12 protein-coding genes are annotated in these 13699 nt (G+C 61.8%); 9 read left to right on the top strand and 3 right to left on the bottom strand.

The genetic code is table 11. The features are described 5' to 3' along the window. Window positions 1-6 precede the first annotated feature (6 nt). Together trxA and A9404_RS12730 are read left to right on the top strand one after the other, a co-directional pair. Window positions 7-873, top strand: a complete 867-nt coding sequence (gene trxA, locus A9404_RS12735; RefSeq protein ID WP_066102337.1) for a thioredoxin — start codon at window positions 7-9, stop codon at window positions 871-873. Between the two features lie 91 nt (window positions 874-964). Then, window positions 965-1999 carry a cation diffusion facilitator family transporter gene (locus tag A9404_RS12730; protein ID WP_066102334.1) on the top strand — a complete coding sequence of 345 codons (1035 nt, stop codon included), beginning with the start codon at window positions 965-967 and terminating at the stop codon, window positions 1997-1999. 270 nt (window positions 2000-2269) lie between these two features. On the opposite strand, the gene A9404_RS12725 is transcribed toward A9404_RS12730, so the two are convergent. After that, window positions 2270-5368, bottom strand: a complete 3099-nt coding sequence (locus A9404_RS12725; protein WP_082922977.1) for an Rne/Rng family ribonuclease — start codon at window positions 5366-5368, stop codon at window positions 2270-2272. 82 nt (window positions 5369-5450) lie between these two features. Between A9404_RS12725 and A9404_RS13480 the strand changes: the two genes are divergently transcribed. The 6 genes from A9404_RS13480 (at window position 5451) to clpA (ending at window position 11671) form a co-directional block, all read left to right on the top strand. Further along, a complete protein-coding gene (locus A9404_RS13480) occupies window positions 5451-5933 on the top strand; it encodes a hypothetical protein (protein ID WP_156521335.1) in 483 nt (160 codons plus the stop codon). 96 nt (window positions 5934-6029) lie between these two features. Next, a complete protein-coding gene (locus tag A9404_RS12720) occupies window positions 6030-7088 on the top strand; it encodes an RluA family pseudouridine synthase (protein WP_066102328.1) in 1059 nt (352 codons plus the stop codon). Window positions 7089-7101: 13 nt separating this feature from the next. After that, window positions 7102-7818 carry an HAD family hydrolase gene (locus A9404_RS12715; RefSeq protein WP_197490360.1) on the top strand — a complete coding sequence of 239 codons (717 nt, stop codon included), beginning with the start codon at window positions 7102-7104 and terminating at the stop codon, window positions 7816-7818. 39 nt (window positions 7819-7857) lie between these two features. Continuing rightward, the gene (locus A9404_RS12710; protein WP_066102325.1) at window positions 7858-8919 is read left to right on the top strand and encodes a S49 family peptidase; all 1062 of its coding nucleotides are present in this window, start codon (window positions 7858-7860) and stop codon (window positions 8917-8919) included. Between the two features lie 146 nt (window positions 8920-9065). Next, window positions 9066-9377 (top strand): ATP-dependent Clp protease adapter ClpS, encoded by a 312-nt coding sequence (gene clpS, locus A9404_RS12705; protein ID WP_066102323.1) that lies wholly within the window; start codon window positions 9066-9068, stop codon window positions 9375-9377. 20 nt (window positions 9378-9397) lie between these two features. After that, a complete protein-coding gene (gene clpA / locus A9404_RS12700) occupies window positions 9398-11671 on the top strand; it encodes an ATP-dependent Clp protease ATP-binding subunit ClpA (protein ID WP_066102320.1) in 2274 nt (757 codons plus the stop codon). Between the two features lie 158 nt (window positions 11672-11829). Here the strand turns inward: clpA and infA are convergent, their stop codons facing one another. After that, window positions 11830-12048 (bottom strand): translation initiation factor IF-1, encoded by a 219-nt coding sequence (infA, locus tag A9404_RS12695; protein ID WP_012824618.1) that lies wholly within the window; start codon window positions 12046-12048, stop codon window positions 11830-11832. Window positions 12049-12147: 99 nt separating this feature from the next. Between infA and A9404_RS12690 the strand changes: the two genes are divergently transcribed. Continuing rightward, on the top strand, window positions 12148-12717 hold the full coding sequence (locus A9404_RS12690; RefSeq protein WP_066102317.1) for a nitroreductase family protein: 570 nt from the start codon (window positions 12148-12150) through the stop codon (window positions 12715-12717). A 51-nt stretch (window positions 12718-12768) separates the two neighbouring features. On the opposite strand, the gene flgL is transcribed toward A9404_RS12690, so the two are convergent. Continuing rightward, window positions 12769-13692, bottom strand: a complete 924-nt coding sequence (gene flgL, locus A9404_RS12685) for a flagellar hook-associated protein FlgL (RefSeq protein ID WP_066102314.1) — start codon at window positions 13690-13692, stop codon at window positions 12769-12771. Between the last annotated feature and the right edge of the window lie 7 nt (window positions 13693-13699).

Below are 13699 nucleotides of genomic sequence, written 5' to 3'. Positions count from 1 at the left end.
GCAAACATGTCCGATTCCCCGTACGTTTTCTCGGTAACGGCCCCCGAATTTCAAGCAAGGGTTGTCGACGCATCGCACGAAACGCCGATCCTCGTGGACTTCTGGGCAGAGTGGTGCGGCCCCTGTCGTACGCTCATGCCCTTGCTCGCCAAGATCACCGAAAGCTACGAAGGAAAACTGCGCCTGGCGAAGGTCAACTCCGACGAGGAACAGCAACTGGCCAGCCATTTCGGCGTCCGCAGCCTGCCGACGGTGATGCTCGTCATCAACGGACAGATCGTCGACCAATTCTCGGGCGCACTGCCGGAATCCCAGATCCGTGATTTCCTGAAGAAGCACATTCTGTCCGACGTCGACAAACTGCGCCAACAGGCCCGTGAACTGGCGGCCACCGATGCCCCGCTCGAGGCTGTGGTCGAGCCGCTCAAGCAAGCCAGCGGCATCGAGCCGAACAACGCTGATATTCTCGTGGATCTGGCGGACATCCTGGTCGGTCGCGGCGAATTGGCCCAGGCGATGGAAATCCTCAACGCCCTGCCCATCGATGTAGCCGGCCGTCCGCTCGTGAAGGAACTGAAGGCCCGGATCAATCTGGCCCAGCACGCCAGCGAGGGTCCGGCCACGGATGAGCTGCTGGCACGTATTGCCGCGGACGAAAACGATCTGGCCACCCGAGAGCAGCTCGCCGGGCAGCTGGCCCTGCAACAGGATTACGAAGGGGCACTGGGCCAGTTCTTCGAAATCATGCGTCGCGATCGGACATTCAACGACGATGCCGGTCGACGGGGCATGCTGGACCTGTTCGAAGTGCTCGGCGGCGATCACCCGCTGACCAAGAACTGGCGCCGGAAGATGTTCGGCCTGCTGCACTAGCGCGCTACCGGCCCCTGTCCTTGTTCTTGGGCCGGATCGATGGGCTTGCTATGCTCACAGGCTGAAACAGTCAGCCTGAGTGGAGTGCGGCATGGCCCAGCAGTTTTCCTCGAACCCCGATGCGCATCATCCATCGCATGAGCATGCGCACGACCACGACCACGACCACGACCACGGGCATGGGCATGGGCATGGGCATGGGCATGGACACCATCATCACCTGCCCGCCCATATCGGCCGTGCCTTTTTCCTGGGTACGACCGTCAACGTCCTCTTCGTACTGATCGAGGCCGGCTTCGGCTTCTGGGGCAACTCCGTCGCCCTGCTCGCCGACGCGGCGCACAATCTCAGCGATGTCATGGGTCTGCTGATCGCCTGGGGGGCCAGCATTCTCGGTCAACGCGCCATCTCCAGCCGCTTCACCTATGGGTTGGGCAGCAGCACGATACTGGCGGCACTCGTCAATGCGCTCTTTCTCATCCTGATGACCCTGCTCGTGATGGTCGAAGCCCTGCCGAGGCTGCTCCACCCCGAAGCCGTCAATGGCGAGATTGTTATTGGCGTCGCGCTGATCGGCGTGCTGATCAATGGGTTCACCGCCTGGCTGTTCATGAAGGGGCAGGCCGAGGACCTCAATCAGCGGGGCGCCTATCTGCACATGGCTGCGGATGCGGCCGTCTCGCTTGGGGTCGCGATTGCCGGCGGCATTGTGCTCCTGACACACTGGACCTGGTTGGATCCGGCCGTGAGCCTCATCATCAGCCTGGTCATTCTGATCCCGGCCTGGCGATTGCTGATCCAGGCGACGCGACTGACCTTGCACGGCGTGCCTGATGCCATCGACGCCCACGCGGTGGGTGCCTACCTGCAGAGCCTTTCCGAAGTCACCAACGTGCACGACCTGCATATCTGGGCGCTGAGCACGACGGAAAATGCCCTCACGGCGCACCTCGTGGTTCGTGATGGGCAAATGAGCAACCCGCGCCGACGCGACATCGAGCGCACCCTGAAGGAACGCTTCCGTATCAGCCACAGCACGCTGCAGGTCGAAACGGAGCACGCTGACCCCACCTGCCCGCGCCTACTCGGCTGCGCCCTGCCCGCCTCGAATCAGGCAGGCCATTGAAGCGCGAAGCCAATTCCGGAACCGATAATCACGAAGCCCGAACGCACGCTCGGCGCCATAAATCGGCTATCGATTAGGGTACCGGCGGTACTCCGACATCCGAAGCCGGTCTGACGCACAAATCGGTACACCCACACGGGACATCCCTTGCCGAAAACAAAAAAGGGCGTAACCGCCCTTTCTTATTGATTTGGCCCTCGGACACAAGCATCCAGGGGAACCCATCGATACCCTGCCCCCGCCCAGGTGCCCCGGGCTGGCGCTACGGAATCAGGAGTGCTTGTGTGACGCCTCGGTCTCATCCTGACCGGATGCATCCGTCACCGCATCCGCCACGGGGGCAGAAGCATCCGCCTCAGTCGGAACGGCATCGTGATCGACCACCGGTTCGAGCACGCTGACCTGATCGACCGCAACGGATTCCGGAGAGGTGACCTGATCCTCGGCTGTCGACGCGATCGGCTCCACCTGCTCCGGTTCCGGGTTTAGCGATTCGGACTCGACCACCGGGGCCGTTGGCGCTTCAGCAACGGACGGCTCGCTCATCACAGCTTCAGAGGCGGGACGCTCCACGATCGGCGTGGCATCCTTCTCGAAGTCGGACTCGTCCGGTGCATGAACTGCCGCGGACTCAACCACCTCGGCAGTCATCGCTGGCGCGGAAACCGATGACGTCACATCCGACGACTCGATCTCCGGTTGAGCTTCCACGGCAGCGTCCGGGGCGACCGGTGCCATGGCTGGCACTTCGACCGAGGGCCCGGTGTCGGCATCGACGCGCTCGCTCGTCGGCGCGATAACGGACATATCGGGATCGGCAGGCTGCACAGCCGTATCAACCACCGGCTCGGCGGACGCCACTACCGGTTCAGCAACGGGTTGCGCTTGTGACGCGACAGCGGGCTCGGCCACAGCTTCCGAATTGGCGACTGATTCCACCGGATCAACCGATTGGGTATCGGACGATTGGGTATCGGACGATTGATACGGCGCCTCAACCTCAGTCTCAGCCACACGCGCCCCGCCCTGAGTTGAGACTGCGGTCAAGGCTGATGCATCGCTCGCCTCGGCCAGGAGCGCAGCACCCACTGCGGCAACGCCAGCCGCAACCACCCGATCATCCGTCATCAGCGATACGGCGGCATTCGGTCGAATATTTTCCGCCGGGTCCCGCTTGACGCCAACATCCAGCGGCAAGGCCTGGCGATCGGCGACCGGTGCGCTCAACTGCTGGGCGACCAGGTTCTGCTCATGAGCCGCCAAGGGGCGAACGGCCTGGGCACCGCCCCGCGATTCGCGCGACTTGGTGTCGGCACCCTCTTCCCGTGCGGCACGGGCGGGCTGTGTACCGGCCGTTTCGACCGCTGCGACGTTGGCGACTGCCGGGGTCTCCCCAGCCGGCTTCCTGTTGCGTGAACGGCGACGACGATTCCCCGACGGCTTCTGCTCGCTGGTCGGTTTTTCGTCTTCGGGTTCCGCGTTCGCAGCAACGGCCGGTTTGGCCGGCGTACGCGGCTTGCGGCCCTTCTGCTCGCCTTTGCTTTCACCCTGAGCGCCGCGCGGCGGGCGGCCCGTGGCGGCGCGCGGCGCCTTGGTCTGCGCCGGGGCCTCGGCCGCTGCCGGCGGTTCGACAGTGGCGCCGCTAGTGGATGAACCGAAGATCTGTCCAATCACCCGCTTGAGCAGGCTGAGCGGGCTGCTTGGGGCGCTGGGCGTCGCTGCCGGCACCACGACGGGAGGCTGCACTTCCGCAACGGGCGCAGGCGCTGCGGGTTTCGCCGGCGCCAAGACGTTCGTCGGCGGGGGCACGCGACGGAGCGGACGATCAGTATCAGGCACGACCACGGCCAGCGGCTCGATCAGCGAGCGTGCGGACGCCGGCGACTCGCCCAGATCCGATGCCCGGACGCGCTCGACGGTGAAATGCGGCGTTTCCAGGTTGATGTTCGGAATCAGCAGCAGTTCGACCCGGTTGTCCTGCTCGATGATGCGCAGCTGCTCGCGTTTCTCGTTCAACAGATAGGTGGCCACGTCGACCGGCACCTGGGCGATCACCCGCGCGGTCTGGTCCTTCATGGCCTCGTCGATCATCTGTCGCAGGATGGACAGCGCCAGGGATTCCACCGAGCGGATATGCCCCTGCCCCATGCATCGCGGGCAGACGTGCTGGGCCGATTCCTCAAGGGAAGCACTCAGACGCTGACGCGACATTTCGAGCAGGCCGAAACGGGAGATCCGGCCGAGCTGAACACGCGCACGATCCATCTTCAACGCGTCGCGCAGGCGGTTCTCGACCTCGCGCTGATGCTTGGGTTGCCCCATGTCGATGAAATCGATCACCACGAGGCCGCCCAGGTCGCGCAGACGCAATTGCCGGGCGATTTCATCCGCCGCTTCCAGGTTGGTGTGGAAGGCGGTTTCCTCGATGTCCTGCCCCTTGGTGCTGCGGCCGGAGTTGATATCCACGGCCGTCAGGGCCTCGGCCACGTCGAATACGAGTTCGCCGCCCGAAGGGAGTGTCACGGTACGTTCGTAGGCGGATTCGATCTGGCCTTCGATCTGGTAACGGGTAAACAGGGGCGTCCGGTCCTGATACAGCCGGATCTTGTTCACCGCATCCGGCGAAACGAGATTGACGAATTCCAGCGCCTGCTGATGCATTTTCGGTTCGTCGATCAGCACCTCGCCGATGTCGTTGCGCATGTAGTCGCGCAGGGCACGGATGATGAGATCGCTTTCCTGGTAGATCAGGAACGGCGCCTTGCGGGATTCGGCCTTCTTCAGAATGGCGTCCCAGACCTGGCGCAGGTAGTTGAGGTCAGCCTGAAGCTCGCTGGCCTCGCGCCCGACCCCGGCTGTGCGAACGATCAGCCCCATGCCTTCCGGCACATCCAGTTCGGATAGAGCGGCCTTGATGTCCGCCCGGTCGTCGCCTTCGATCCGGCGGGAAACGCCACCCGCACGCGGGTTATTGGGCATCAGCACGAGGTAACGGCCAGCCAGGCTGACAAAGGTGGTCAGGGCCGCGCCCTTGTTGCCCCGCTCTTCCTTCTCCACCTGGACCAGGATTTCCTGCCCCTCTTTCAGGGCGGACTTGATGACGGGACGCCCCTTGTCATCCACGGCTTCGGGGTCGAAGTAGCTGCGCGCGATTTCCTTGAAGGGCAGGAAACCGTGGCGATCGGCGCCATAGTTGACGAAGACGGCTTCGAGGCTGGGCTCGATCCGGGTGATCAGCGCCTTGTAGACATTGGATTTCTTCTGCTCGTGGCCCGGCGTCTCGATGTCGATGTCATAGAGGGTTTGGCCGTCGACGAGTGCCACACGAATCTCTTCGGCATGTGTGGCATTGATAAGCATTCTTTTCATGGAAAATTTCTCGAACAAGATACCGAATGCGCTGGGTCAGTGCCCGCGACAACCTCGGTATCGGATACTTAAGGGGAGATCCATGCGTCTCTGGCTGCCGGAAAAGCGCACGACCGCGGACGCGGCGGGCAACATGCCCCGCCCACGCGTTCCGCGTCCGGTCAGTCTCGTTCGCATGACCGTCTGCCCTGCTTGGTCGCAGGGAGAAATCGTGCAGCAGTACCAGTGTCACCAGCCAGAAAAGGCGCATAGATCCTTTGGGAAAAAAGTTGTGAGTTTCGTTCGTCTCCGAACGCATCCAGGGTCGCTTGGGGCGATCTTCATGGTCGATCTCATCATCGATCACACACCCCGAAGCAGCCCGGCCACCCCCACCGAAGGGGGCGCCAAAAATTCGATCTGCAGGCAAATTGCCGTCACATACGAGCCGATGGGGCATCCGCGGGCATCGATCGACCTGCCGGGCGTCATGGACCGGATTCGGTCCTCGCCACGCGACCTTTGCCGCACGGACATTGCCCCATCAAACGCGTCCGATGTTAACACAGATGCAGGCCGAACATGACACCACGCAAAATAATCGTCACCACGACGGTGCACGACCACGTCACTCTCTCAGATCGGGCGCATCGCATTGAGGAAATACGCCATAATAAGCGGCATGAACCATCGCGCCGACAAAGTCTCCGCCACCAGTAAAAGCGCCGTCCGACGCGTCACGGTCGAGCCGCAATATGCCGGACAGCGCATCGACAACTTTCTGCTCCGCGTGCTGGGTGCATCACATGGCGAGCTGCCGCGATCGGTAATCTACCGCATCCTGCGCACCGGCGAGGTGCGCATCAACAGCCAGCGGGCCAAACCCACCACCCGCCTCACTGCGGGCGATGAAATCCGGATTCCGCCCATCCGCCATATACCCGGTAGAGATCCCCTCGACCCGGATGCCCCCGTGGTCGTACCCGACCATTGGCTGAACCGTGCCGCTGCAATGATCGTATTCGAGGACGCCGAGATGCTCGTGGTCAACAAGCCCGGGGGGCTGGCCGTGCATGGCGGTTCGAACATTCCGTTCGGATTGATCGATCTGATGCGTCAACATCTGGGTCACCCCCCCCTGCTGGAACTGGCGCACCGCATCGATCGCGACACCAGCGGCCTGGTCGTTCTGGCCAAGAGCCTGGCCGCGCTCGGTGCGATACATGAGCAGTTCAGGCCCGAAGGCAGCGCCGAAAAGATCTACCTCACCCTGGTTCACGGCCACTGGCCGGACAGGCTTCGCCGAAGCGACGCCCCGCTGCGCAAATGGCAGGGCGAAGGGGAAGCCCATCGCGTCGTCGTCGACGCCCAGGGAAAAGCGGCCGTGACGCATTTTTCGATCCTGGCCGCCAATGCCCATGCCAGCCTGCTCGAAGTCCAGCTGGAAACCGGCCGCACCCATCAGATCCGCGTGCATACTGCCCATGCGGGACACCCGGTCATCGGCGACAACAAATATGGAGACCGCAACCTGGACAAGCGTCTCGGGCAGTCATCCACTTCGGCTTCCGGCGTGCGCCCGAACCTGATGCTGCACGCAGCCGCCCTGAAAATCCGGCATCCCACGGACGGAACACCGCGCACCTTCCAGGCGCCTGTTCCGGAGTCATGGACGCCTTGGTTGCGCACGCTGCATCTCCACGTACCGCCCGAATACCGGCAACCCGACACCGCTGACTGATCACCCAATGACCATGAACACCACGCTCATCACCCCCAATGACGCCACCCAGACAGATAGGCGCACACTCCCAGCGCCACAGCTGATCGTTTTCGACTGGGATGGCACCCTGGTACAGTCGACCGGCCACATCGTGCGCTGTTTCGAACGCGCCATGGCCAGCGAAAATCTGCCCATCCTTCCGGCGGAGCAGATCCAGGGCATCATCGGCCTTGGCCTCTACGAGGCAGCACGCACATTGTTCCCCGACCTCAGTGACGACAAGGCCGCCTCTCTGGCGGCCGCCTACCGAAGCCATTATTTCACCCGCACCGAAGCCATCGAGCCCTACCCCGGCGTCGGGGAAATCCTGTCCGGTTTGCGTGATGCCGGCTGCTGGCTGGCCATCGCCACGGGGAAATCCAACCGGGGGCTTCAGGAAGCCCTGGCCGAAACCGGATTGGGCCACTATTTCCTCAGCACGCGGACCGCGGAGCAGACGGTCTCCAAGCCCGCCCCGCTGATGCTGATGCAACTTCTGGACGAATTCGGGGTCACCCCGGACGAAACCTGGATGATCGGCGATACGGACTTTGACATCCTGATGGCGCACAATGCCGGTTGCGCCCCCGTGGCCATTACCCATGGCGCCCATGACCGAGCACGCCTGGCAGCCGCGCGCCCCCATGTGATGATCGATGCGCTGGACGAGATTCTCGACCTGTATCAGGCAGCCCGTACCCGAGGCTGATAACGACACAACCGAACCCTTCTGCCAACGAGGCCTACCATGACCGACTCGAACCGTACCTCCGACGATCTGCGCATCGAGCCCAAGGAGGAACATGCCCCGACCAGAAATGCCCACGTCGAACACGAAACGCGTGCCGCCCAAACCGACGAGGCATGGGCCCGCGACGCACTGCTCGATCTGGCCCGAGAAGGTCTGCTGGAACGTCGACGCACGCGGCGCTGGCAGATGTTCTTCCGCCTGATCGGTCTCGGCATCCTGATCTGGGTCATCGCACTCTTCACCCTGAAGGTCGATCACGTCGAATCGGGGGCGCTCGGCAACTTGAAGCAGCCCACAGCAGCAATCATCGACGTCCGCGGCGTCATCGCCCCGGGTCAGGACGCCTCGGCGGCGAACCTGATTCCGGTTCTGGAAAAGGCCTTCAAGGCCCCGCAGATCAAGGGCATCGTCCTCAGGATGAACACGCCCGGCGGCAGCCCGGTACAGGCTGGCCAGATCTACGACGCCATCATGCGGCTGCGCAAGGCGTATCCGGCCAAGCCCATCTACGCGGTCACGGAGGATATTTGTGCCTCCGGGGGCTACTACATCGCCGCAGCCGCAGACAAGATCTACGCAGACAAGGCTTCACTGGTCGGCTCGATCGGCGTGCGGATGGATGGCTTCGGCTTCGTGGACGCCATGCAGAAACTCGGCATCGAAAGCCGTCTGCTCACCGCCGGGGCCAATAAGGCGATGCTCGATCCGTTCACCCCGGAAAATCCGGCCCAGGTCCAGTACATGCAGAAGCTGCTCGACACCGTCCACCAGCAGTTCATCGATGCGGTCAAACAGGGCCGCGGCAATCGGCTGGCCAGCGACCCGGATCTGTTTTCCGGTCTGATCTACACGGGCGACCAGGCCGTCAAGAACGGACTGGTCGACGGGCTGGGCTCGGTACGGAGTGTCGTTCGCGACCAGTTCCGACTTCAGCACGAAGTGGATCTCACGCCGCACAAGAGCCCGCTTGACCGTCTGCTGAGCCAAACCACCACCGAATTCGGTCACGCGCTCATGGGGTTGTGGGCAGACCAAATCGGCCCCAAACTATTACCATGAAAGCATGGTCCTGAGCGCTTGGCCATAAAGGCCAAGCCTTAGCTATCCGGCCACTTGCGTCAGGCCCTTATCGTCGTGGGGCGGGCATTCCGCCTCACGGTCGCAGAACCCGCCGCCCCACTTCCCTGATTAAACTTTTTACAGCCATGGTCGATCACATTACACAGCACGAGCACGATACGGAAACCATCGCCACGGTCGATGAACCGCCGATGTATCAGGTCATCCTGCTCAACGATGACTTCACGCCGATGGATTTCGTCGTACGCATCCTCGTGGAGCTATTTTATCTATCGACCGAACAGGCAGAACGGGTTATGTTAGAAGTTCATCATACAGGGCGTGGTTTGTGTGGGATTTTCACGCGAGAAATCGCGGAAACGCGCGTGGCACAGGTGAACCAGGTAGCGCGGCAGAACGAGCATCCTCTACTGTGTGTCATGGAACGCGCCCCTTAGATCGTCCATAGGAGTTCAGCGTGTTAAGTAAAGCTCTGGAAACCACCATCAGCCGTGTATTCGATCGCGCCCGCCGGCAGCGCTATGAATTCGTCACACTCGAAGCGCTGACCCACGCCCTGCTGGAAGATCCGGACGCTCGTGCCGTACTGGAAGGATTCAACGCCAACATTTCGCAACTGGCGGTGGATCTGGAAAACCATGTACGCCACACCACGCCCCGCATTCCCGACAGCGACCCGCGAGAAACCCAGCCCACGCTGGGTTTCCAGCGCGTCCTGCAGCGCGCCGTCATGCAGGTACAGTCTGCCCAGCGCACGGAAGTCACCGGGGCACACGTACTCGCCGCCCTGTTCGGCGAACAGGACTCCCATGCCGTCCATCTGTTGCACAAGGCCGGCGTGACCCGGCTGGACGTCATGAACTTCATCGCACACGGCCTGACCCAGGACACGCCGGTCATCAACGAATCGACCAGCGAAAAAGAGCGCGAGAAGCCGGAATCTGCCGATGAGAACAGTTTCGAAAACTTCGTCGTCAACCTCAACCAGCTGGCCCGGGAGGGGAAGATCGACCCCCTGATCGGACGCAGCCAGGAAATCGAACGCGTCCAGCAGATCCTGGGTCGGCGACGCAAGAACAACCCCCTGCTGGTCGGCGAAGCTGGCGTCGGCAAGACGGCCATCGCCGAAGGACTTGCCCGCAAGATCATCGAAGGAGAAGTCCCTGAAGCCTTGCAGGAGGCGGTCGTCTATTCGCTAGATCTCGGTTCGCTGGTAGCCGGCACCAAGTATCGGGGCGATTTCGAAAAACGGCTGAAGGTCGTGCTCAAGAAAATCAAGTCGATTCCGCACGCCATCCTGTTCATCGACGAAATTCATACCCTCATCGGCGCAGGCTCGGCCTCCGGCGGCTCCATGGATGCCTCCAACCTGATCAAGCCGGCACTCGCCAACGGCGAGCTACGCTGCATCGGCTCCACCACCCACCAGGAATACCGGGCGATCTTTGAGAAAGACGCCGCCCTCACACGGCGGTTCCAGAAAGTCGACATTCCGGAGCCCAGCGAAAGCGAGGCCATCGCGATTCTCAAGGGATTGCGCAAGGGATACGAACAACACCACGGCGTGGAATACAGCGATGAAGCGCTGGAAGCGGCCGTGCGCCTCGCGAGCCGACACATCTCGGATCGGCATCTGCCCGACAAGGCCATCGACGTCATCGACGAGGCCGGCGCACAGCATCGCCTGCTGGCGCCCCAGCCGGAATCCCATATCATCGAGGCATCCGATATCGAACGCGTGGTTGCCAAGATTGCCCGCATTCCAGAACGCAGCGTGTCCACCTCCGATCGTGAAGTACTCCGCCATCTCGACCGCAATCTCAACATGGTCGTCTTCGGCCAGGAAGAAGCCATCGAGCAGATCACGACCGCCATCCGGCTTGCCCGCTCCGGCCTGCGCACGGCGGACAAGCCCATTGGCTCGTACCTGTTCGCCGGCCCGACCGGTGTCGGCAAGACCGAGGTCAGTAAACAACTGGCGCGACTGCTGGGCATCCAACTCGTGCGGTTCGACATGTCCGAATACATGGAACGCCACAGCGTTTCCCGGCTGATCGGCGCGCCGCCGGGCTATGTCGGATTCGACGAGGGCGGCCTCCTGACGGAAGCCATCAACAAAACGCCGCATGCCGTCCTGTTGCTGGACGAAATCGAGAAGGCCCACCCGGACGTATTCAACATCCTCCTTCAGGTCATGGACAACGGGATGCTGACCGACACCAACGGTCGCCGGGTCGACTTCCGCAACGTCATCCTGATCATGACCTCGAACATGGGTGCCGAAGTACTGGCCCGCAATACCATGGGCTTCGTCACCCAGGATCACAGCCCGGACGGGCACGAGGCCATCAAGCGTGGCTTCAGTCCCGAGTTCCGGAATCGTCTGGACGCCATCGTCCAGTTCAAGTCACTGGCACCGCGCCAGATCGCCAACGTGGTCGACAAACTGCTGCTCGAACTGGAACAACAGCTCGAGGAAAAGAAAGTACGCATGGTGATCGACGACGAGGTGCGTCAATGGCTTGGCAAGGAAGGCTATGACGAGGTGCTGGGCGCCCGCCCGATGGCCCGACTCATTCAGGAACGGATCAAGCGCCCCCTCGCCGAGGAGCTGCTGTTCGGCCCACTCGCGGATCATGGCGGTGAAGTCCGCTTCTATCTGGATGCGGATGGCCAACCGACGCTGTCGATCGTTGCCCAGGAAGAGCCCCTCACCGAGACCTCATCGTAATTCGGGGGTAATTCGGGGGTAATTCGGGGCCGGAGTAGGCTTCCGGCCGGACTACTTCATCGGGCACAACCAATCCACCCTCTTGGGCGCTTCGCCCAGGGGTTCACGTCGTTCCTCAGTGAATGCCCGTCAAGGGATGGCTGTCGTGCCTGGCGCGATCAGCGCGCGCGGAAGGAGATACGACCCTTGGTCAGATCGTAGGGGGTCAGCTGCACCGTCACCTTGTCGCCGGTCAGAATACGGATGTAGTTCTTACGCATCCGTCCCGAAATGTGCGCGGTCACGATGTGGCCATTTTCCAGCTCAACGCGGAACATGGTATTCGGCAAGGTGTCGACGACAGTGCCTTGCATCTCGATATAATCTTCTTTAGCCATAAATCCAGCATGCTTCAAAGTGGGCGCAAATTATCGGACAAAAAGTTCGCCACGCCAAGTTTTCATTTCAATTTTCCAAAAAACATGTCAAGGAAAAACATGGACTTCATCGATTTCATCCAGCAGCGTCAATCCACGCCGGCAAAACACCTGGTCGAACCCGTCCCGACTCATGATGAGCTCCTGCGAATTCTTCAAGCCGCGGAAAGCGCGCCGGACCATGGCGCACTTCACCCCTGGCGCTATCTGGTTATCGGGCCCGAACAGCGGCCAGCACTGGGCGATCTCTTCGTTCAGGCGCTGCTGCGTCGCGCCCCGGAAACCGAGCCTGCGCTCCTGGAACGCGAGCGGGATCGGGCCCTCCGCGCACCGATGCTGATTGCCGCCATTGCCACTCTGACGCAGGATCACCCGAAAATTCCCGTCATCGAACAGCAACTGGCCGTCGCGGCCGCGACCCAACAGATGATGTTGGCTGCCAACCATCTGGGCTACGGGACCGTGTGGCTGACGGGAAGCCGGATCTATGACCCGTTTGTGATGACGTCACTGGGCCTTGCGGACAACGAACAGTTGCTGGGCCTGATCAATATCGGCACGCCAAGCGCGCGCTCGCCTGCCAGAGCGGCAGACCGCACTGCGGCGGTGGTTACTTACTGGCAGCCTTGAGGCGGCACCAAGGAAGAAACGAGACACGACCCCAGACTATGCCCTGGGTCATCAGCGGAGATAGTTGAACAGGGACAGGCCCTGGATCTTCACCATGCTTTGCTGAGTGGCCTGAAGATTGAGATAGCTCTGGTTGAGCTTGGTCACGGCCGTGGCCATGTCCGTATCCCGCAGGTTGGACAGGGTCTGCTGATTGACAACATTCAGGGCGGCATTGCTGTCCTTGGCTGCCGACAGGGTATTCAGGGTATTCCCCATCCCGCCGCGCGCATCGGTCACCTGATTCATCACGTTATCCAGATCCTGCTGTGCGTTCTGATACACCGTCTGCAGATTGGCAGGCTGTGCGGTAATAGCGGCCTGCAACTGGTCGATGACCTGGAGAATGCTTGCACTGCCTCCGCCCGCCGTGGCACTGGACGTCAACTGGAAGATCTGGCCGGCAGGCTGGTTGATGGTCGCCGATTGATTGTCCGCAATCGCGAGCTTGACCGTACCCGCCGAAGCAACGTTGGGATTAAGCACCCCGGCGGCATCGTAGGGCTGCTGTCGTGCCGCCGTTCCGGAGAACAGGTATTCGCCTCGCTCGTCCTTGGCATTGATCTGGCTGGCCAGCGCTTCGCGCAATTGGCCCAACTGATCGGTCAATGCCGCCAAGGAGGTCGGGCTCTGAGCCGAGTTGTTCGCCTGGATGGCCACGTCCCGCACATTCTGCAGAATGCTCGTTATGCTCCCCAGAGTGGACTCCTGAACCTGGACCTTGCCCGTAGCCGTATCGATGTTCGTGCTGTACTGGTTCTGCTTGCTGGTGTACACCGACAGGTTGCTGGCCGTCGCGAACGCCACGGGGTCATCGGCCGGATTGGTCAGTTTCACGCCGGTGGCGATCTGCTGCTGGGCCTGCAGGATCGTCGTCTGCTGTTGCTGCAGATTGGTCAGGCCCTGCGAGAAAATCATGGAAGTCGATACGCGCATGCTCATA

The sequence above is a fragment of the Halothiobacillus diazotrophicus genome, from assembly GCF_001663815.1.
GTDB lineage: Bacteria > Pseudomonadota > Gammaproteobacteria > Halothiobacillales > Halothiobacillaceae > Halothiobacillus > Halothiobacillus diazotrophicus.
This window is presented reverse-complemented; position numbering and strand designations above follow the sequence as displayed.

What these genes read in the sequence shown, in the direction of transcription:
- trxA (WP_066102337.1), top strand. Translation starts at nt 7, where the DNA reads ATGTCCGATTCCCCGTACGTTTTCTCGGTAACGGCCCCCGAATTTCAA.
- A9404_RS12730 (WP_066102334.1), top strand. Translation starts at nt 965, where the DNA reads ATGGCCCAGCAGTTTTCCTCGAACCCCGATGCGCATCATCCATCGCAT.
- A9404_RS12725 (WP_082922977.1), bottom strand. Translation starts at nt 5,368, where the DNA reads ATGAAAAGAATGCTTATCAATGCCACACATGCCGAAGAGATTCGTGTG.
- A9404_RS13480 (WP_156521335.1), top strand. Translation starts at nt 5,451, where the DNA reads ATGCGTCTCTGGCTGCCGGAAAAGCGCACGACCGCGGACGCGGCGGGC.
- A9404_RS12720 (WP_066102328.1), top strand. Translation starts at nt 6,030, where the DNA reads ATGAACCATCGCGCCGACAAAGTCTCCGCCACCAGTAAAAGCGCCGTC.
- A9404_RS12715 (WP_197490360.1), top strand. Translation starts at nt 7,102, where the DNA reads ATGAACACCACGCTCATCACCCCCAATGACGCCACCCAGACAGATAGG.
- A9404_RS12710 (WP_066102325.1), top strand. Translation starts at nt 7,858, where the DNA reads ATGACCGACTCGAACCGTACCTCCGACGATCTGCGCATCGAGCCCAAG.
- clpS (WP_066102323.1), top strand. Translation starts at nt 9,066, where the DNA reads ATGGTCGATCACATTACACAGCACGAGCACGATACGGAAACCATCGCC.
- infA (WP_012824618.1), bottom strand. Translation starts at nt 12,048, where the DNA reads ATGGCTAAAGAAGATTATATCGAGATGCAAGGCACTGTCGTCGACACC.
- A9404_RS12690 (WP_066102317.1), top strand. Translation starts at nt 12,148, where the DNA reads ATGGACTTCATCGATTTCATCCAGCAGCGTCAATCCACGCCGGCAAAA.
- flgL (WP_066102314.1), bottom strand. Translation starts at nt 13,692, where the DNA reads ATGCGCGTATCGACTTCCATGATTTTCTCGCAGGGCCTGACCAATCTG.